Source organism: Shewanella yunxiaonensis (genome assembly GCF_018223345.1).
GTDB lineage: Bacteria > Pseudomonadota > Gammaproteobacteria > Enterobacterales > Shewanellaceae > Shewanella > Shewanella yunxiaonensis.
On record NZ_CP073587.1, the window covers coordinates 3,700,570 to 3,721,403 of the forward strand.

Below are 20,834 nucleotides of genomic sequence, written 5' to 3' on the forward strand. Positions count from 1 at the left end.
AATTCTATGAGCCAAATTGATCCACCATTAAAACCACTGCCATCCGCCGTATCGGTACTGATTGTCGACGATGAACCCGGCATGCGCAGTTTCCTGAGCAAGGCGTTAACCAAAAAATTCGCGTTGGTCGAGACCGCTGCCAGCATTGAAGATGCTGAAAATTTGCGCAGTCGCTGCCATTTCGATCTGCTGATTGTGGACATTCGCCTGCCGGGACGCTCGGGTATTGAGTGGCGCGAAGCCTTGGATGATCAGGATCGCCGTTCTGACATCATCTTTATGACTGGCTATGCCGATATGGATGTTGCCATTCAGGCACTGCGGGCAGGTGCCTCCGATTTTATCCTTAAGCCATTCCATCTGGATCAGATGATGAAGTCGGTGGATCGCTGTATAGAGCGACGCTTGTTGAAACGGGAAAACCTGATGCTACGGCGTGAGGTATCCATCGGTTATTCCTCCTCAATTATCGGCAATAGCAATGCCATGAAAGAGGTGAAGCGCATCATTGAACGCGTTGCCCCCACTAACTCGGTCATCCTAATTGAGGGCGAATCCGGCACGGGTAAAGAGCTGGTCGCCAGACAATTGCATATGCTTAGTGGTCGCCAAGGCCCTTTCGTGCCAGTTAACTGTGGCGCGATTGCGCCAGAGTTGCTAGAAAGTGAGCTATTTGGCCATACTGCGGGGTCGTTTACCGGTGCCAAAGGCAACCGCGAAGGGCTGTTTAGTTTTGCCTCCGGCGGCACCATCTTCCTTGACGAAATTGGCGAAATGCCACTCAAAATGCAAACGTCACTGCTACGAGTACTCGAACAGAAATCGATTCGACCCGTTGGCAGTGAAAAGGAAGTGGCGATTGATGTGCGAGTGATCGCGGCCACAAACCGTAAACTGGCTGAAGAGGTTGAAGCTGGCGAGTTTCGGCGAGATCTGTTTTACCGGCTTAACGTGTTGAATATTGTGATCCCACCATTGCGTGATCGTCCGGAAGACGTCGTGGAGTTAACCCACCACTTCACCCGCCAGTTAGGCACTGAGCTGGGAGTGCGCGAAGTGGTGTGGAGTCACGAAGATTTGCTCAAGTTGCAACAATATGCCTGGCCAGGAAATATTCGTGAATTACGCAATATGATTGAACGTTGCTTATTGTTAGGGAAGCCACCAGCAGAATACTGGAAGGAATTGCCCAAATTGGAGCAGCCGGTACAAACGGGTTACCCGTTAGATTGGACCTTAAAAGACGTAGAACGTGACCATGTTACCGCGGTGGTAGATGCTAACGACGGCAATAAATCAGCCGCCGCTCGCGTCCTGGGCGTATCCCGTAAGACGCTCGACCGTAAATATAAAGAATGGTTCGATACCGATCCCGAGGCGGAGGATTAAGTGTCCCTGTTTCAACGCATCTTTGGTGTAACCTGGCGTCAAATGCAGGCCAAGGTGCGTTATCGCATCCTGATCCTGACGCTGCTGCCTATCCTGCTGACGCTGGTAAGCCTGGTATTTATTACTATCTACTGGAATATCAGCTACACCGGCAAGCAGCTCTTTATGAAGGTGAAGGCTGATCTTACCGTTGCAATAAATACCCTATCTTCAGTGCAGGACCATCAGGAAAAGCAGCTCGAAAGAGTGATGCATTCCTATGAATTCCAGAATGGATTTCGAGCCTTAGAAGCCGGGGATGAACAGCAACTGCAAAACATTCGGGAATTTTTGCTACAGCAACAAAAGCTGCTCAATCTGGATTTTCTGCGATTGGTGACGATTGACAATGTCGCCGGTGATCCACAACTGCGACAGATGTTGCCCAGAATAATCGGCCATCAGGCCTATTCGGGACTGATGGTACTAGGCGTTTCTGATCTTACCCGTATTGATAGCCAATTAGCACAACGGGCACGGATATCGGTCATCGCCACCCCTAGAGCACAACCGCCCAAAGAAGCCGAAGAAACGCATGGATTATTGAGCCGCAGCCTGCTACCAGTGCCGGATGCCCAGGGTCATGTCAGTTGGTATCTGGATGGTGGCACCCTGATCAACGGTGATACCCGTATTGTCGACCACATCCGGGATCTGGTTTATGACAAAGGGACCTTACCGGAACACTCGATTGGCACAGTAACTATCTTCCTCGACAATATTCGCATCAGCACTAACGTCCCCTTGAGCATTGGCCCTGGACGCGACAAATATGAGGGACGGGCACTGGGCACCTTGGTCTCAGAGGAAGTTAAAGAGAAGGTTTTAGATCAAGGTAAGCTGTGGATTGACCGCGCATTTGTGTATAACGATTGGTTTATCTCCGCTTATGCACCGCTGGAGGATATTCGCGGCCAACGGATTGGAATGATTTACAGTGGTTTTTCCGAAGCCCCATTTATCCATAACTATCTGCTAAATATCATTGAGCTTGGCACCATTCTGATGCTGGTACTGCTGATCTCCGGCATGCTGGTATATCGTGGCGCCTACAGTTTATTGCTGCCTATCGAACGAATTCATCATGTGGTGAATGCGGTACAATCCGGTCGCAATCTGCGCATTGGGGCCCTTGGGCTGGATCGAGACAACGAGCTGGCGAATCTGGCAGAACAGTTTGATCGCATGCTGGATCTGCTACAACATCGCAATGCACAAATTCAAGCCGCCGCCGAACAGTTGGAGATGAAGGTAGAAGAACGTACGCGCAGTCTGCAGGAAAAAACCGAAGAACTGCAACAGAACGTCAAACTGCTCAATGAAACCCGCCATCAATTGGTCACTAACGAAAAACTGACGGCGTTGGGTGAATTAACTGCGGGCATCGCTCATGAAATTAACAACCCAACGGCAGTGATCCTGGGAAACATGGAATTGTTACGCTATGAACTGGGTGACAATGCCACAGCAGTGCAAGAAGAAATCGATCTGATTATCCAGCAAGTCGGTCGGATCAGCACCATCATACGCAGTCTGTTACAGTACAGTCGTCCTGGAGAATTCAACGCCCCATTGGAGATCCAGCAGCTCACCCCCATTATTGAAGAGATGCAGTTGCTGGTGCGCCACTCGCTAGGTAAGCAAGAAGTGGTGTTGCTACCAGAGTTAAATGCTTCACAATCGGTAGAGGTGAATCGTCCACAACTGTTGCAGGTATTGATCAATATGGTGATGAATGCCGCACATGCAATGGACGGCAAAGGACGGATTTGGCTGCGTACCTATGATTGGGTGGTTCAGGACGAGACCATCGGTGCCAAAATAGAGATTGAAGATGAAGGCCGAGGCATTCCTGCCGATCAAATTGGCCGTATCTTCGACCCGTTCTACACCACCCGTAAAGATGGTACAGGACTGGGCTTATCGCTGAGTTATGGCATTATTAACCGCCTCGGTGGCACCATCAATGTCAGCTCAACAGTAAACAAAGGCACCATCTTTACGATTAGCCTGTATGCACGAGCCAAGGAACCCTTCAACCCGCCAAATGTTGACTTGCTCTTTGACCAAAAGGACGATATCTCACCTAGCGCCTGACAAAAAGGCAAAAAAAGACCGGGTAATTAACCCGGCCACAAAGAGTGTGTGAGCAATGTCGTGCTGTCAAACTCAGGAACGCCATAATGCAAAGCCATTACCACAAAACTTATCATTAAGGGTGAGTTTTGGAACGCACATTAATAGTAATAATTCTCATTTAGATTTGCAACTATTTTTTGATACTTTCCTGCTTTTTTCTCAGAGCCGGTTGTCGCCGACGCTGCAAGCAAGAATGCGGCTTATCTGCGCCATGCTACGACCACTGCTCTGTTGCCAATGGTTAAATACCGCCTGCACCTCATTCAACCCGCTTTGTGAGGTAAAACTGGCATCCACCAACTGGTGCGCTTTCAGGTAGCCTTTCACATCTTCCGTTAACAGGAAGGTATCCTTGCCGATACTGCGTAAAAAATAGGGACCGGTATTTCCCCCGAGTCTGGCACCCCGCTGCTTTAACTGCTGCCATAAACCGGTAATCTCCTCCACCGGCCATAACGCAATGTAGCGCGCCAGACTGCCGTGCTCTTGGGCAATTTCGCGGGTCATCAGCGCATTTTCATAGATAGCCTGTGTTTTTTTCAGATGACGGATAAGGGCCGGATCTTCAGCACGCTGCTGGATCTGCTCTGGCGACAACATCAATACTTTCAATGGGTCAAACTCAAAAAAGGCCTTCTGGTATTGTGGCCATTTTTGCTCCACCACTTTCCAGACAAACCCACTCTGGAATACTTGTTTACTCATGGCTGACAACAGTTCAGCATCGGAATACTGCATTAACTCGTCCTGACTCAGCACTTCCGGAAGCAGACTCTCCAGCCGTTCATTTCCCCCCTTGCGTTCACTGGCTCGGGCGTATATCTCTTCAAACGCTTCAGGTTTATTCATGGCTTGCGTCCCTACGTAAACAACAAATTCTGTGCGCTAAACGCTCTGCGCAACCTAGTCGTATTATCTGATTATGCTTCACTTATAGTTTTGTTTATCCTGGCAAACCAAGCAAATTTATCGCCATTAATGAACGTGATCATCTGCAACTATTAGGCAAAAAGCGGCTACCAAATAAACCCGCAAATGCGAACGATCGATTCACCTGCTAAAAGCGATTTGTCATCGCACCGAATATCCCGGTGTTTGAACGGACGTTAAAGGTTTTTTACGCGCCTCACTAGGCAAATAGCTCATACCCGCTACAGTTAAAGTGACGCAATTTTCGGAGTCGCGCCATGGAGCTTTTCTACTATCCCCTGTTACGCCACTCGCAAAAAGTACTGCTGGCCATGTTTGAAAAACAGCTTAATTTCTTGCCACGGGTGACCGACTTACATGATCCGTTGCAGCGTCGCATGTTTTCGGAACAGTATCCGCTTTGCCGACTGCCATTACTGATCTGTGCCGATGGCACCGCATTACCCGAATCTAGCATCATCATTGAATACCTGGATCAACTGGCTCATGGCGGTACCAGGTTATTGCCGGAAGAACCCGCGCAGCAATTGCAGTGTCGACTTTACGACCGCCTCATCGATAACTATTTGAGCTATCCCTTGTATCAATTAGAACAACAACGGCGGTTACCCAAAGAGCTGCAACAACCCCTCCTACAACGCCAGCTGGAAAATCGTATTCAGCTGATGCTGACAAAAATAGAACAACAGTTAGAACAACATCACTGGTTATGTAGTGACAGTCTTACTTTGGCCGATTGCGCACTGATCCCCAGTCTGGCGGCGTTACCCGACCGCTTTAATTTGCTGGATTTTCCTGCCTTAGGCAGTTACTGGTTACACGCGCAATTACGCGGCTCGTGGATGCTGGTGCAAGATGAAGTGGAGCAAACGTTACAGCAAGCGCAAACTGGTCAGCGTACCAGCTAAGCCGATATTGTTACTGGTTCTGCTGCTTTTTAGCCTGAAGCAGTTGCTTCCAGGCCAGCACATCTGCTGCTAACGCTGGTGCTTCGCCCTGAAATGCCGCAGCTTGTAACAATTCTGCGGTGGTAATTTTACGGCCTTTGCAAACGAATAAGCCTCTGACGTTGGCTATCGCATGTAATCCTCGCTGGCTGACAAACCGCTGTTCAATATAAAAATACTTGTCGTCCCAGCCAAGCAACCGGGTATCGATATTAAATTTATGTAATGGCTTGATATCACGAATAAATGTGAATTCTGATGCGTTGACAACTGGCAACCATTTCCGTTGTAAAAACGGCTTTAATAAACCCATTTCGCTAAGCATGTAGGTACGAGCTAAATCCATTAGCGCGGGATACCGCGCATTAGTGAGGTGCAGGTTAATATCACAATCAGTGGGCCACGCCCGAAACTCCAGGCGGGAGACATCCAGAAAATCAATCGTACGCGCACGGCGCATGCGCCAGAACAATAGCCAGAACAGCCGGAAATACAGATTCATCAACTTGGCTCTATCAACTCGATTGCTCTCAGGCTAGCAGAGGTCATACCAGTCAACAAGCATTAACTAAAACACGAAAGGCGCCATCAGGCGCCTTCCATTGAGTAAACGCCTGGCGTTACTCAGGCAGCGATTCCGGAATGACGCAACAATGCATCAATCGTAGGTTCGCGACCGCGGAAACGCACGAACAGTGCCATAGGGTCTTCTGAACCGCCTTTTTCCAGAATGTTGTGCAGAAAATCGCGCCCAGTCTGTTCGTTGAACACGCCGTCCTCTTCAAAACGGGAAAACGCGTCGGCTGACAGCACTTCGGCCCATTTATAGCTGTAATATCCAGCAGCATAACCGCCGGCAAATATATGGGAAAAGCCATGCTGGAAACGGTTAAATTCTGGCGGGATCATCACGGCAACCTGACGCCGCACTTCATCGAGCATTTCCTGAATATGAGCGCCCTTGGCCGGATCATATTCATGATGCAAACGGAAATCGAACAGCGCAAACTCCAACTGCCGCATCATCATCATGCCAGACTGGAAATTCTTGGCGGCCAGCATCTTGTCCAGCATGGCTTTGGGCAGGGGTTCACCGGTTTGGTAATGACCCGAGATCTCGCCTAACGCTTCTGCTGACCAGCACCAGTTTTCCATAAACTGGCTTGGTAACTCCACGGCATCCCACGGCACGCCATTGATCCCAGCCACCCCACCAACATCAACCTTCGTGAGCATATGATGAATACCGTGGCCAAATTCGTGGAACAGGGTGGTCACTTCATCATGTGTAAACAACGCCGGTTTATCTCCCACCGGACGGTTAAAATTACAGGTAAGATAAGCCACGGGTCGTTGCAGCCCATGACTGGTCATGCGGCGGCCTCGGCAGTCATCCATCCAGGCACCACCGCGTTTACCTTCACGGGCATACAAGTCAAGGTAAAAGCTGCCACGATGCTCGCCCGTTTCATCAATCAACTTGAAAAAGCGTACATCCTTATGCCAGCTGTCAAAACCCGTTTGCTCCTGTACATCCATGCCATACAGACGTTTAACCGTATAAAACAGCCCATGTAATACCCGATCTTCCGGGAAATAGGGACGCAACTGTTCTTGTGATATTTCGTATTTATGTTGTTTCAGTTTCTCGGCATAGTAGCTGAGATCCCAAGCCGCCAGTTCAGTGACGCCGTAGTGCGTTTTGGCAAACTCCTGCAACTCTGCCAGTTCGGCCTTGGCCTGCGGTTTAGAGCGCAGTGCTAGCTCGTTCAAAAACTCAATCACCTGAGCCGGTGATTCGGCCATTTTGGTCGCCAGCGATTTTTCGGCAAAGGTATCAAAACCCAATAACTGCGCCAGTTCATAACGCAGTCCCAGAATTTCGTTCATCAACGGGCCATTATCAAACTTACCGGCGTTGGGCCCCTGGTCAGAGGCGCGGGTAACAAATGCACGATAACATTCTTCCCGTAACGCGCGATTGTCGCTGTACATCATCACTGGCAGATAGGACGGATAATCCAATGTAAACCACCAGCCCTGTTGCTCTTTGGCTTCCGCCATGGCTTTGGCAGCATCTATGGCCGACTCGGGCAATCCTGCAAGTTCAGCCTCATCGGTGATCAATTTATGCCAGGCATGGGTGGCATCCAGCAACTGGTTGGAAAACTTACTGGTGAGCTCTGACATGCGTTTTACAATCTCGCCATAACGCGCCTTTTGCTCCGCTTCCAAACCAATACCAGATAATTCAAAGTCGCGCAGACTATGTTCAATTACCGTTTTCTGTGCTTGCGTTAGTGTCTCAAATGCATCGGCCTCATGTAGCGATTTATAGGCTTCATAGAGTCCCTGATGCTGACCAACATAAGTGCCATATTCTGACAACAGTGGCAGACAGGCATCATGCGCCGCACGCCAGGCTTCGTTGCTGACCACCGCATTCATGTGGGAAATCGGTGACCATATCTGGCTCAGTTCATCATCCACTTGCTCTAACGGTGCAACAAGATTGTCCCAGGTATAAGGACCACTATTGGCCAGCACCTCGTCAATTTTACTGCGGCACTTAGCGATAGCGTGTTCTACCGCTGGCTGAATATGTTCCGGCTTGATACTGGAAAACGGCGGTAATTCATTAGCTTGCAGTAAAGGGTTGGTCATTATCAGTCCTTAGTGAAAATTACACAAAGCAATGCCTCTATAGATAAGGCCTCTGCTGCGCTTTATCAAGCCAAATTCACTTAATTACCTGACCACTTAACAGGGAATAACGCTAGCGTCGCTGAGCCATATCACACTCTGTTGCATTATTAACCATTCAAGCGCATTAATGCGTTTACGATCATAAATACGACTAGTTATCATTTACAGTAATAATTGTATTTGTAGAATGAGGCGAAAAAAACAGACACTCGTTAATAGAAGAAGGTCTCGACGATGAAACGCCTGATAGCTGCTTTATCGCTACTGACAACTTGCCATGTGTTTGCCAGTGACGCCAGCGATACGACGGTTTACATGGATTGGGATAGCCATTACGTCTCGGAAGGACGCAACAATCTGCCACAAGGTGGCATCTTCTGGAGCGGTATTGATCATACTGATGGTGCCTGGTTGTGGTATGAACGACAAGGCATCGGTGATAGCACTAACTTTATCGAACTGAATATGGGTTTTATGTACCAGTTCGAATTACCCAATGATTTCTCCTTAGCCACCGGTTATAAACGCTTGGAATTTTTTGGCGATGACCGTTGCAGTGATAACGAGCTTGCGGCTGAACTTTCTTACAATGCGATAGCGTGGCTCACACCTAATCTGGCCTACACCTATGCTACCGAGGCACATGGAGCTTTTGTCGAGTTCAGTCTCAGCGGTCATTGGCAACCTTTCACCGACCTGACCATCTCTCCTTATATCCTGCAAGGCTGGGATTTAGGGTTCGCGTCGCTACATCATGATGGTCGCAACAACTTTCAGTTTGGGATTGAAGCAGCATACGATCTGTCGTCCCAGGTTAACCTAGCGCTGCAAATCAGTCACAGTATTGGTCAGGGTGATATTGAACGGCAGGAGCAGGAAGAAGATTGCATCGATGAGCTCAACCAGACCTTTGCCGGGATCCAACTCAGTTACCGCTTCTAATGATTTGCATTGTGCCTTATCACCGCTACACTTTGGCTGTCGAAGGAACGACAGCAGATGAGGATAAGGAAATGTTTCGTCCTGCCATTGTATTGAGTGTCATCTTTGCGTTTTCTACCATGCCAGCCGCGGGTGCTACCAAGCTCAACAACCAGACCAAGCTCCCTGAAAACCGCGCGGTGGGTGCAGACGGCAAGCCCCTTTCTATACCAGAGCATTTCCAGGCAGCGCTGGAATATCACGCCAGCGAAGCCGTCACACCCGTGCTCAACATCAGTGACAGTCAAACGTCAAGCAAACAACCGCGTAGTAAGCAACGCGCGATTGCTAACGATGCCAGTTGCCGCTGGTTGGCTAGTCGCATGGCCGATCTCAACAGCCGATTGCAAAAAGGGAGTCACATAGACAGTTATTTGCAGGCTGAGCTTAACGATTATCGTCGGCAGTGGTCCTGTCTAAAGTGTGATAGTGGTGGCCCTTCCAGTGCCGATCTTTCCCGATGTCGACCTTAACCCGGTTGTACAGCGCTGGTCAGTCCCCATAAATCTCCCTACAATGGCGGTCTGATCGGCAGGCAACCATAGCGGCTGTTTGTCTCTGAATCTGCCATTACACGGGAGTATCCACATGACCCAACATTTTGACTATATCTGCCTCGGAGCTGGCAGTGGTGGCATCGCCTCAGCCAATCGTGCGGCGATGCGCGGGGCGAAGGTGTTGCTGATTGAAGCGCAACACCTTGGCGGAACCTGTGTCAATGTGGGCTGTGTTCCCAAAAAGGTAATGTGGTATGGTGCCCATGTTGCAGAAGCCATGAAACTTTATGCCGCCGACTATGGCTTTGACGTCAGTATTAATCGCTTTGACTGGAATACCTTGGTCAACAGTCGTGAAGCTTACATTGAGCGTATTCACGGCGCTTATGAACGAGGTCTGGCCAACAATAAAGTGACCTTGGTACAAGGTTACGGCAAATTTATCGATAACCACACGCTAGAAGTTAACGGCGAACAGTACAGCGCTGATCACATTCTGATCGCTACCGGTGGCCGACCGACCATACCGCAGATCCCTGGGGCGGAATATGGCATAGATTCCGATGGCTTTTTCGCGCTGCGCCAGCAACCAAAACGTGTTGCGGTGGTAGGTGCCGGCTACATTGCCGTTGAAATTGCCGGAGTGCTGCATGCATTGGGCAGTGAAACCCATTTGTTTGTTCGCAAACACGCCCCGCTGCGTAACTTTGATCCGATGTTATCTGACACCTTGATCGAAGCAATGCAGGCGGACGGCCCCACCTTACATACCGACAGCATTCCGCAAGCGGTCACTAAAAACGACGATGGCAGCCTGACGCTGCGGTTAGAAAACGGCGAACAATATGAGGTGGACTGCTTAATCTGGGCGGTAGGTCGTTTTCCAAACACCAGCAATATCGGTCTGGAACACACCAGTGTTGAGCGCGATGCGCATGGCTACATCATTACCGATGGCTGGCAGAATACTACCGCCAAAGGGGTTTATTGTGTGGGCGACATTATGGCCGGAGGTGTGGAACTGACACCTGTTGCTGTCAAAGCCGGAAGACTGTTGTCTGAACGCCTGTTCGGTAACATGCCCCAAGCCAAGATGGATTACGCCAATATCCCAACCGTTGTGTTCAGCCATCCACCTATCGGCACCATGGGATTAACTGAGCCGGAAGCCAAAGCACGCTTTGGTGACGATAAGGTCAAGGTTTATACCTCCAGCTTTACCTCCATGTATACCGCAGTGACATCTCATCGTCAGCCATGCAAGATGAAGCTGGTCTGCGTTGGCCCTGAGGAAAAAGTTGTCGGCATACATGGTATCGGCTTTGGTATGGACGAAATACTGCAAGGCTTCGGTGTGGCCATTAAAATGGAGGCTACCAAAGCCGATTTTGATGCGGTGGTCGCCATTCATCCCACCGGCGCTGAAGAATTCGTTACAATGAGATAACGAGTTGTGAATGAAGAGTATCCAAAAGGCAGCAATCGCTGCCTTTTTTACGTCCGCGAGCATCTGAGGTTGCAAGCCCGATAGCTCTTCGGCAGAATGCCGCTAATACCTTGCTGGGGAACATATGAAGGCACTTACCGGAACACTGCTATTATGGCTGCTGCTGATATTAAGCGGTTGTAGCTCTGCGCCTTCACAACCTAGTCAACCTGCAGCGGTGCCAGCACCTAAATCGCTGACACCAAGTGACTTCAAAACGGTGTTGCAACAATGGCAAGGTGTGCCTTACCGACTGGGCGGTGACAGTCACAAAGGCATTGATTGCTCAGGGTTTGTCAGTGTGACCTACCAGCAATTACTCGACATGTCGTTACCGCGCACGGTTGAAGAACAAGCAGAGTTGGGATTTGCCGTTACCCGAGCCCAGCTGCGCAGCGGCGATCTGCTGTTTTTTAAGACCGGCCGCCTTCGACGCCATGTAGGGATCTATCTCGGAAATGGCGAATTTATGCATGCCTCTACCAGTCAAGGCGTTACCATTTCTTCGATTAATAATGAGTATTGGCACCGCCACTACTGGCAAGCCAGACGTTTAGTGCCCTGATATGGTATGGTTAGACCGTTGACAGGCACTGTCCATGTCGCCATGTTTCTTTAGGGAGTTTTTACATGGGAAAAGCCAAAATCGGCATTGTCACCGTGAGTGATCGTGCCAGCGCCGGTATCTATGAAGATCTTTCCGGCAAAGCCATTATCGATACCCTCAATCAATATCTGATCAGTGAATGGGAACCTGTGTACGAAGTGATCCCTGATGAACAGGACCTGATTGAAGCAACGCTGATACGCTTGGCTGACGAAGATAACTGTAGTCTGATTGTGACCACTGGCGGTACGGGTCCGGCAAAACGTGATGTCACACCGGAAGCCACCGAAGCCGTATGTGATCGCATGATGCCAGGTTTTGGTGAACTGATGCGTCAGGTGTCATTGCAATATGTACCCACAGCAATTCTGTCACGCCAAACAGCGGGCTTAAGAGCTGATACCCTGATTGTGAATTTACCGGGCAAACCTAAATCCATCCGTGAGTGTCTGGATGCTGTGTTTCCAGCAATCCCTTACTGTATCGACCTGATGGAAGGTCCGTACCTGGAATGTGATGAAGCGGTGATAAAGCCATTCCGGCCGAAAAAGTAACATCGCCAATAACCAAAAACGCCAGACATTTAGCGCTGGCGTTTTTGTTGGCCTGACAAGCGTCTTTGGCTATTTACGCAGTTTGATATACAACTCTCCATCGTGGATCTGAATATCATCCACACCATCAGCAAAAGTATTCCAGAAACCACGGTCGCCAAATTCACTGACCAAATTGACATTTTTCATATTTCCCAGCCAAGCATTGGGGATCGGAACCCCCATTAAACTGACCCCAACCAACGCCACGACTGGTCGACGGTTTTTATCCAGATGGATATCCAGTCCCGCATTTACCCGTAAGATTTCACCGGCCATGATCGGAAAATCCCGAGGAATGGGTATCAGGATCTTGGCACTGGCGAGATTATCTGAAAAATCTATTGCCACCCGTTGCGCAAAATCTGGGCTGCGCGCAATGATAGAATTCACTTCCTTTTCACTCAAGGTGACCTGTCGATTAGCGTCAGACTCACGATAGGGCTCCGGCGTTAAGTCATTCGCTGAACCCGCTTGTCTACGTACACCGGAATCGCTCTGCCAGCCCAGTTGCTGCAGCTTTTTATCCAGCTTTTGCGTTTCTTTGTCGTTCAATGTGACGGGGCTAAACGGCTGAGGGAAAATATAGGTGCGAATCACTAGAAAGCTCACGCCTGCAGTGATCACTACCGCAGCGAGCATCATTAGCAACACCTGTGTACCGGTAAAGCCCTTTTGCTTTTGACTAGCCGATATCGAGTGGGTCATCTGATTATCCAAGGCCTCTTGCGCAATACGTTATAGTACCGTCGCTGGCGAAATAATGGCAAAAGTTGATTAATAATAACCCTCAAAAATCTTAGCCATGAGCTGGTCAACATGAAGAGGCCCCCGAAAGGAGGCTTCTTCTCTCAATTATCACTATCAACTGAGTAACTGATCTTTGATCGGTAACCGCCGGATGCGTTTGCCGCTGGCAGCAAAAATCGCATTACACAGTGCCGGGATCACCGGGGGTAATGCTGGTTCGCCCAGGCCGGTGGTGGGGTAATCGGTTTTCAAAAATTCGACATCGACCTCAGGTACTTCCGCCATGGTCAGCATTTGGTGCTGGTGATAGTTCACCAGCTTGGCGCCGTTATCAATGGGCACTTCCTGGTACAAGGCTTGTGATAATCCGTCCAGAATTGACCCCTGCACCTGATGCATGGCACCGCTGGGATTAACGATATATTTGCCGACATCACCGACTGCCCAGACTTTATGGATCTGTAATTTCCCATCAATGACACTGGCCTCGACGACCTCAGCAAAATAACCGGCGTGACTGTAATAACAGGCAATCCCCAAACCATGACCTGCAGCGACTTTGTTACCCCAACCGCTGCGCTCAGCAACAACGTTAAGTACCGCCGTCATGCGCTGAGGATTGAAACTGCCACTGCTACTCTGGGGATTGGCAAGCAGTGCTAACTGAAACGCCAGCGGGTCCTGTCCAGTCGCATGCGCCGCTTCATCCAGCATACTCTGAAACACCCAGGCCAATGCATTACTGCCAGGGGCTCGCAACCAACCGGTTGGAATATGCGCCGGGATCAGTGATGCGCCATATTGTAAGTTGGGGATGAAACCGGCAGGAAAGATATCGCGACTCATCTGGGCTGCCAACAAGGGCTGACCATTTTCACCGAAGGTCAGAAAATGATCCTTGAACGCTACCAGTTTACCTTGCCCATCTAGCGCCAGCTTGAAGTTGTGATATCCCGCCGGCCGGTAGAAATCATGCTGGAAATCATCTTCTCTGGACCACAGCAGTTTAACCGGGGCCTTGGCTTCCCGGGAAATCCAGGCCACTTCCGCCATATAGTCATTGAACAAACGTCGGCCAAAGCCGCCACCGGAACGAACCACATGGATAGTAATGTCCTGTTCTTTTAACCCCAGCACTTTGGCCACCTGCTTTTGACCGCTGACGGGGTTTTGGGTTGGAGCCCACAGCGTCAGTTTGCCATTGTGCCACTGTGCGGTGCAGTTCATCGGCTCCAACTGACCATGCGCGACAAAAGGATAGTAATAAGCCGCTTCCAGCACTTTGGCCGCACTGGTAAATGCGGCGTCAATATCGCCATCCTGCCGCAGAATTTGCAATGGGGGATGTGCTTGCAACACTGTAGCTTGTTGATCAAATCCGTGATTACTTTGTCCCGCCGCCTCACTGTCATGCCATTCAACTTGCAGCTGCTGTCGCGCTTTTTGCGCTTGCCACCAGCTGTCAGCAACAATGGCAACGCCACCATCCAGACCATAAAAGTCTTGATTTCCGGGCACCACCAAAACCTGACGCACACCTGGTAGTTTTTCAATCTCCGCTAGGTTGGCCTTTTTGACGGTGCCACCAAACACCGGGCACTTCTGATACACAGCATACAACATGCCCGGGACTTCAATATCAATGCCAAACAGTGGTTTACCGTGAACAATGGCCTCGTTATCCACACCGCTGGTGAACTGGCCGATAAGGTGCAACTGGTCATCGGCTTTCACGGTAACCGAGGCTAATGTCGGCGCCGGCAACTGAGCCGCAGCGGCAGCCAGAGCACCATAGCCAAGAGTCCGTCCACTGCTCGCATGAATGACCTGACCATGAGCCGTAGTGCATTCAGCTACAGCAACCTGCCACTGCGCTGCGGCTGCGGTTAACAGTAACTGTCGGGTCGCAGCGCCAATGCGACGATGCTCATCAAAATGTACCGGGGTACTGCGACTGCCGCCCGCGGACTGCCGCCCGTAGACTTCGGGCATCACCGGCGCCTGCTCCACTTGTACTTGCGTCCAGTCCACATCCAGTTCATCCGCAATCACCATCGGCAATGAAGTTTTGATGCCCTGGCCGATTTCCGGCGCCACCGACATAATACGAATACTGCCATCAGCACTGATGCGGACATAGGCATTCAGTGTCCAGCTGTCATCGTTACCGCTAACGGCAAATGCCTTCGGCAGATATAACCCCAGTAACAAGCCTCCACCAGCAACCGCGCTCGCTTTGAGAAATGCCCGCCGCGACCATTCACCGGTAACGTCCGCTTGAGATAACCCTAAGTCATGATGCTGCATCGCCATATTAACGTTCCTCCCTGGTTGGGGTTGCAGCAGCGTGCTGAATTGCCTGCTGGATGCGATGATAAGTGGCACAGCGACACAGGTTCCCCTTCATCCCTTGAGCAATCTGCATCGCTGTTGGTTGCGGAAATTGTTTGAGGAGTGATACCGCCGACATCATCTGCCCCGCCTGACAGTAACCGCATTGTGGCACATCAAGGATTTTCCAGGCCTGCTGTACCCGCTGACCGATATCGGTGGCCGCGATGCCTTCAATGGTCGTGATTTCTCGGCCCGCCACTGCCGAGATTGGCGTGACACAGCTCCGAACCGGTTTGCCGTCCAGATGCACCGTACAGGCACCACACTGCGCGGCCCCACAACCAAACTTGGTGCCTTTTAGCTTTAGCGTATCGCGTAGCACCCACAGCAGTGGCGTATCCTGTGCCACATCTGCCTGCATGATTTGACCGTTGATCTTCAGTTGATAGTTCACTGTCTTTGCCCTCCTGTGGCAGGCTCAGACGCAGCTCTCTGCGTGTGATATAGATGAGCGCCTGCATACCACAGGCGTTACAGATATTAGTGACGGTATGTCGAATAGCCCATTTAAGGTTTTATCAGCTCAGGCTGAACGTAAACTGAGTTGTTGGCACAGCGAAGTGGAATAAACTCTGGCCGTTAGCCTCCAGACTGGTCAACACTTACAATAAAGATTAGTATCTGCTACTGCAAATATGGAGTTTCAGGGAGTAATAATCTCATGGGTATCAGAGCAATTATTGTAGATACGGCCGGCACCACCACTGATCTTAATTTTATCCAGGATGTGCTGTTCCCCTATTCCGTTAAGGCTCTGCCGACATTTCTGGAACACCACCAAGATAATTTTCTGGTCGATGCCTGTGTCAGTGATACTCGCGATATCGCCCTGGAGGCGGATGCGGACCTTCCCCGCGTTGCGCAAATATTGCAGAGTTGGGTCAAAGAAGACCGTAAAGCCACACCATTAAAGACACTACAAGGGCTGATCTGGAAGGAGGGTTATGCCCAGAATGATTTTACCGGTCACATCTACCCCGACTTTATTGAAGCGATTCAGCAGTACCACACCCAAGGATTACGCGTTTACAGTTTTTCCTCTGCCTCAGTAGAAGCGCAGAAGCTGTTATTTAGCCACAGTGATGGTGGCGATCTGACTGAACTGTTCAACGGGCATTTCGACACCCGCACCGGCAGTAAGCTCGATAAGCAGGCCTACAGCAATATTCTTAACACCATCAGTTTAGCGCCCAAGCAAGTGTTATTTGTTTCAGACCTGTTAGGTGAATTGAAAGCCGCTGCGGCTGCGGGCATGCAGATCTGTCAAATGGTGCGCAGTGATGCGGTGAAGACGGGCGATTACCGGCAGATCCACAGTTTTAACGAACTATCACTCCAGTAACTACACATACTTTTCTGCTGGAACGGCGGAGCTAGGCTTCGCCGTTTTTATTTTTAGCGCTGTTTAATACTTGAGCCAGACGATAGCGATTGCTATGCTGAGCCAAAATTCAAACGAGCGTTTCATTATGGATGATTTCAAGCAGCGTTACCCTGATGCCTGTTATATCAAAGTCACCTGGGGCGATATGGACGCCCTGCAACATGTGAATAACGTGGCGTATTTTCGCTATTTTGAAGACGCAAGAATCGAGTTTTTCAACCGTGATTTCCCGCTGACCGAGATGTATAAATGCGGCATTGGACCGGTCATCAGTGAAAATCACGCCAGTTACCGAAAGCCGGTGGTTTACCCCGACACGTTATTGGTCGGAATTAGTAGCAGTCATATTGGTGAGGACAGATTCACTCTGCATTACGAGGTATTCAGCACCCAACAACAGTGTATTACCACCACGGGCAGTTCCGTCGCGGTAATGTTCGATTTCAATCAAGGCCAAAAGACCGCAATACCAGCAGATTTGCGCGCAATTTTACAGCGGCTGCAACAATAATCGGTCACAGTACTTGCGACTCATGGGCATTTAATTACACTTGGGCAAACGTTTTCATCTGATTGCCCTGTAACCATGCTCAAATGTCCGAAAGTTCTGGCGCTGCTCTGCTGCCTGCTGTGGCTGACACCGGCCTTATCCGTTGCCAAAGCGATTCCTAAGACGTATCAACCGCTGGCATCTGCCAGTGCCATGCTGGTAGATATGAAGAGTGGCGAAGTGCTTTATGCAGAACATGAGGATGTCGCCAGACCTATCGCCTCGGTCAGCAAGCTATTGACCGTGTTAGTCGTCCTGGATGCGAAGCAGCCGTTGAATGAACGCATCGATGTCAATGTCAGCGATGTACCAAGCATGGATAATGTGGTCTCACGTTTGCGTATTGGCAGCACCCTGCTTCGCAAAGAAGCCATTGCATTAGCGTTAATGTCTTCAGAAAATCGCGCCGCAGCAACACTGGCACATCATTATCCCGGCGGCTTTCCGGCGTTTATCAAGGCGATGAATAACAAGGCCAAAACCCTTGGTATGCGCCATAGCCATTTTGTAGAACCCACCGGTCTTTCACGTCTTAATGTCTCAAGCGCCAGCGATCTGGTCAAATTACTCAAAGCAACGCAAACCTATCCCATCATGGGACAACTGAGCAGTGCTAAAAATCGCAGTGTGACTTTTCACAAGCCCAGCTACAGCCTGGCGTTTTACAACACCAACCCGTTAGTGAATAAAAAAGGCTGGAAGATCCATCTGACCAAAACTGGCTATACCGATGAAGCGGGCCATTGTCTGGTGATGCTGACCGAAATGGCCGGACGCCAGGTCGCATTTGTGGTCTTGGATGCCTTTGGCAAATACACTCATATTGCCGATGCTAACCGGCTCAAGACCTGGCTGAGTACCGGCAAAGTCAGTAAAGTGCCCGCGGATGCGCTGGCGTATAAGCAAGAGGCCCAGCAACAGCAACAAACCGCGAAAAACCAGGAACCAAGCGATGGTGTAGAAACCACCGCCCAGCACTGATTATTTGTCAGGGTTAGCCTTGGTGGAGGTATCACAGGGCCAGAGTTCGACGGACTCTGTTTGATGGTTTGGTTTGCCAATCCAATGACTCATCGGCAAACATTGCCCATTAAAGCAGATGTCATAATCGCCGCCTTCTGGCGCACGCCCAAGTTTTAACAAGGGAATCGCTGGCCGCTTTTCATGGTAATGCCAACTGTCATCGCGAAACACGGCACCAGCAGGGATCTCCATGCCAGCACCAGTGCCTTTAACGCGGGCTTCAGTCAGCAATAAGCCTTCTGGGGTCAGCTGATAGTCTTCTTCCCAGCGGATCTTCTCCACTGTGTGCCACCAGCCAAGGGTAAATGTTGGCTGAGGCACGGTCGCCCACAGCTGACCTGCCAACCCCAGACACAATCCCAACATCAGCTGGCACTCCTCAAGGCCGCACGGCGACTAAACCACCAGTGTTGCAATAAGAACAATGCCACCAGCGCAAAACCAAGTTCATCACTCATCGGCGTTGCCAGGATCAAGCTACCGCCAGCAATAAAGCCCCACAGCCGCTCCCACCATTTTAATGGTCGAAGCAGATAACCGGTAAACACCGCGCCCCATAACCCAATCGCTAACATGGCCTTGAACACGACATAAATAATGGCAGTAATACTGTCACTTTGGAGCATCAATGCCGGTGAATACACTGACATATAAGGGATGATGAAACCAGCAATGGCAATACGGATAGCCCACAAACTGATCTTCAGCCCTTTTTCTTTGGCAATTGGCGCGGCGGCAAAACATGCCAACGCAACTGGCGGCGTTAGATCCGACATAATGCCGAAGTAAAACACAAACATGTGGGAAACGATTAGCGGCACCCCCAAATCGAGGAGTGCGGGCGCGGCAATCGAACTGGTAATGATGTAGTTTGGAATCGATGGGATCCCCATTCCCAACACCAGACAGGTAATCATGGTCAGTACCAGTGACAAGAACAGATTACTTTGTCCTACCGCGAGAATGTATCCGGCAACCGTTGAAGCGACACCGGTCAATGACACGATACCGATGATTACCCCAACCAGCACACAGGCGATCCCCACCGGTACCGCGTGGCGCGCGCCATCAACCAGTGCATGCACACAAATACGCAGCGTGTCGCGGCCACCTTTGACAAACCAGCAGACCACCACCAGCGCACCGATAACGCCAAACACCACGCCAATACCCATGCGGAAGAAACCGGCACACATCAGCCCTAGTGCCACCCAGAATGCAACGCGCAGCCATTTGGATGATACCTGCATGGCTATCGCAGATCCGAGAATGACGATTGCAGTCAACGATAAGCCGACGGTTCCGGAAAACAGCGGTGTGCGCCCGGCAAATAGCAGATAAATCAGCACTGCTAGCGGGAACAGCAGATACCAACGTTGGCTGACGGCCTTCCAGGGATTGGGACATTCCTCTTTGGGTAAGCCGTGCAAACCGGCACGTTTCGCTTCCAGATGCACCATCCAGAACACGGAACCGAAATACAGTATTGCGGGAACTAACGCGGCTTTAGCGATCTCGATAAAGGGAACGTTAATCGTCTCCGCCATAATGAAAGCCACCGCGCCCATGATCGGCGGCATGATCTGGCTGCCCATACTGGAGGTTGCCTCTACGCCACCGGCAAAGGCGCTGCGATAGCCAAAACGCTTCATCAATGGAATGGTGAACTGGCCGGTGGTCACAACGTTAGCCACACCAGAACCGGTAATTGTGCCCATCAACGCGGAGGAGACCACCGAAACTTTGGCTGGGCCACCCAATTTGTGACCGAACAGCCCCATCGCAAAATCGGTAAACAAACGGATCATGCCCGCTTGTTCAAGAAAAGCCCCGAACAGAATAAACAGGAAGATATAGGTCGCCGATACATAGGTCGGAGTACCATAAAACCCTTCCGTACCAAATGATAATTGGTTAACGATCTGGTCCAGGCCATAACCGCGGTGCATGAACTCACCGGGCAGATACTGACCTAACAAGCCATAGGCCAGAAACAAGGTACAAATAAATGGCAACGCCGGTCCCATCACGCGACGGGCAGCATCAAATACCAACGCGATCAGCATCAGCCCCATGAACATGTCCATATGGGTCAGGTCGCCCGAACGTTGGATCAGGTCAGCTTCAAAAATCCATTGATAAGCGGCGGTTGACATACCGGCCAGCCCCAGCAACCAACCTAATGGAGCCCAGAGCTTATGGCCTTTGAATGTAGGGTAAGTGATGTAAACAATCAGCAGCAAAAAGCCTACGTGTACTGCACGCAGAACTTGGGTAGAAACTGGGTGAAACGCCGCCGTGATCAGCTGAAACGCTGAAAACAGCAACGCAACCGTAAATAACGCTTTCGGCCACTCTGTGGTGGCTGCTTCTAAACCCTCATGGGATTCAGTCATATTATGTGCCTCGCTACTTCAAA

General features: G+C 50.4%; 19 protein-coding genes. 11 read left to right on the forward strand and 8 right to left on the reverse strand.

The genetic code is table 11. From position 1 onward, the window contains the following. Positions 1–6 precede the first annotated feature (6 nt). The gene (locus tag KDN34_RS16935) at positions 7–1,389 is read left to right on the forward strand and encodes a sigma-54-dependent transcriptional regulator (RefSeq protein ID WP_212594859.1); all 1,383 of its coding nucleotides are present in this window, start codon (positions 7–9) and stop codon (positions 1,387–1,389) included. Between the two features lie 42 nt (positions 1,390–1,431). Continuing rightward, on the forward strand, positions 1,432–3,525 hold the full coding sequence (locus KDN34_RS16940; protein WP_212596708.1) for a sensor histidine kinase: 2,094 nt from the start codon (positions 1,432–1,434) through the stop codon (positions 3,523–3,525). Between the two features lie 201 nt (positions 3,526–3,726). Here the strand turns inward: KDN34_RS16940 and KDN34_RS16945 are convergent, their stop codons facing one another. Continuing rightward, the gene (locus KDN34_RS16945; RefSeq protein WP_212594860.1) at positions 3,727–4,416 is read right to left on the reverse strand and encodes a DNA-3-methyladenine glycosylase I; all 690 of its coding nucleotides are present in this window, start codon (positions 4,414–4,416) and stop codon (positions 3,727–3,729) included. 338 nt (positions 4,417–4,754) lie between these two features. Here KDN34_RS16945 and KDN34_RS16950 point away from each other — a divergent pair, with 338 nt between their 5' ends. Next, on the forward strand, positions 4,755–5,405 hold the full coding sequence (locus KDN34_RS16950) for a glutathione S-transferase family protein (RefSeq protein ID WP_212594861.1): 651 nt from the start codon (positions 4,755–4,757) through the stop codon (positions 5,403–5,405). A 10-nt stretch (positions 5,406–5,415) separates the two neighbouring features. On the opposite strand, the gene KDN34_RS16955 is transcribed toward KDN34_RS16950, so the two are convergent. Continuing rightward, the gene (locus KDN34_RS16955; RefSeq protein ID WP_212594862.1) at positions 5,416–5,946 is read right to left on the reverse strand and encodes a thioesterase family protein; all 531 of its coding nucleotides are present in this window, start codon (positions 5,944–5,946) and stop codon (positions 5,416–5,418) included. A gap of 122 nt (positions 5,947–6,068) precedes the next feature. Further along, positions 6,069–8,108, reverse strand: coding sequence for an oligopeptidase A (gene prlC, locus KDN34_RS16960; RefSeq protein WP_212594863.1), 2,040 nt, complete (start codon positions 8,106–8,108; stop codon positions 6,069–6,071). A 276-nt stretch (positions 8,109–8,384) separates the two neighbouring features. Between prlC and KDN34_RS16965 the strand changes: the two genes are divergently transcribed. The 5 genes from KDN34_RS16965 to mog all read left to right on the forward strand — a co-directional run bounded on the left by KDN34_RS16965 (position 8,385) and on the right by mog (position 12,275). Continuing rightward, entirely contained in the window at positions 8,385–9,092 is a 708-nt protein-coding gene (locus KDN34_RS16965; protein WP_212594864.1) for a hypothetical protein, read from the forward strand. 71 nt (positions 9,093–9,163) lie between these two features. Beyond that, positions 9,164–9,604: a hypothetical protein gene (locus KDN34_RS16970; protein ID WP_212594865.1), complete on the forward strand. Its 441-nt coding sequence runs from the start codon at positions 9,164–9,166 to the stop codon at positions 9,602–9,604. Positions 9,605–9,719: 115 nt separating this feature from the next. Beyond that, on the forward strand, positions 9,720–11,075 hold the full coding sequence (gene gorA / locus KDN34_RS16975; protein WP_212594866.1) for a glutathione-disulfide reductase: 1,356 nt from the start codon (positions 9,720–9,722) through the stop codon (positions 11,073–11,075). Between the two features lie 124 nt (positions 11,076–11,199). Beyond that, the gene (locus KDN34_RS16980) at positions 11,200–11,679 is read left to right on the forward strand and encodes an NlpC/P60 family protein (RefSeq protein ID WP_212594867.1); all 480 of its coding nucleotides are present in this window, start codon (positions 11,200–11,202) and stop codon (positions 11,677–11,679) included. Between the two features lie 65 nt (positions 11,680–11,744). Next, the gene (gene mog / locus KDN34_RS16985) at positions 11,745–12,275 is read left to right on the forward strand and encodes a molybdopterin adenylyltransferase (protein ID WP_212594868.1); all 531 of its coding nucleotides are present in this window, start codon (positions 11,745–11,747) and stop codon (positions 12,273–12,275) included. 69 nt (positions 12,276–12,344) lie between these two features. On the opposite strand, the gene KDN34_RS16990 is transcribed toward mog, so the two are convergent. The 3 genes from KDN34_RS16990 to KDN34_RS17000 all read right to left on the reverse strand — a co-directional run bounded on the left by KDN34_RS16990 (position 12,345) and on the right by KDN34_RS17000 (position 15,852). Continuing rightward, positions 12,345–13,022: an arginine N-succinyltransferase gene (locus tag KDN34_RS16990; RefSeq protein WP_212594869.1), complete on the reverse strand. Its 678-nt coding sequence runs from the start codon at positions 13,020–13,022 to the stop codon at positions 12,345–12,347. A 156-nt stretch (positions 13,023–13,178) separates the two neighbouring features. Beyond that, positions 13,179–15,377 carry a xanthine dehydrogenase family protein molybdopterin-binding subunit gene (locus KDN34_RS16995; RefSeq protein ID WP_212594870.1) on the reverse strand — a complete coding sequence of 733 codons (2,199 nt, stop codon included), beginning with the start codon at positions 15,375–15,377 and terminating at the stop codon, positions 13,179–13,181. A gap of 1 nt (position 15,378) precedes the next feature. Next, positions 15,379–15,852 (reverse strand): (2Fe-2S)-binding protein, encoded by a 474-nt coding sequence (locus tag KDN34_RS17000; protein ID WP_228730380.1) that lies wholly within the window; start codon positions 15,850–15,852, stop codon positions 15,379–15,381. A gap of 267 nt (positions 15,853–16,119) precedes the next feature. Here KDN34_RS17000 and mtnC point away from each other — a divergent pair, with 267 nt between their 5' ends. From mtnC to pbpG, 3 genes are all read left to right on the forward strand, one after another. After that, complete coding sequence (gene mtnC / locus KDN34_RS17005) at positions 16,120–16,800, forward strand: acireductone synthase (protein ID WP_212594871.1); 681 nt, start codon at positions 16,120–16,122, stop codon at positions 16,798–16,800. Positions 16,801–16,927: 127 nt separating this feature from the next. Next, complete coding sequence (locus KDN34_RS17010; RefSeq protein WP_212594872.1) at positions 16,928–17,353, forward strand: acyl-CoA thioesterase; 426 nt, start codon at positions 16,928–16,930, stop codon at positions 17,351–17,353. 75 nt (positions 17,354–17,428) lie between these two features. Then, positions 17,429–18,373, forward strand: a complete 945-nt coding sequence (pbpG, locus tag KDN34_RS17015; RefSeq protein ID WP_212594873.1) for a D-alanyl-D-alanine endopeptidase — start codon at positions 17,429–17,431, stop codon at positions 18,371–18,373. Here the strand turns inward: pbpG and KDN34_RS17020 are convergent, their stop codons facing one another. Beyond that, entirely contained in the window at positions 18,374–18,781 is a 408-nt protein-coding gene (locus KDN34_RS17020) for a DUF1850 domain-containing protein (protein WP_212594874.1), read from the reverse strand. Next, positions 18,781–20,811 (reverse strand): TRAP transporter permease, encoded by a 2,031-nt coding sequence (locus KDN34_RS17025; protein WP_212594875.1) that lies wholly within the window; start codon positions 20,809–20,811, stop codon positions 18,781–18,783. The genes KDN34_RS17020 and KDN34_RS17025 overlap by 1 nt, the downstream gene beginning before the upstream one ends. Positions 20,812–20,834: the final 23 nt, after the last annotated feature.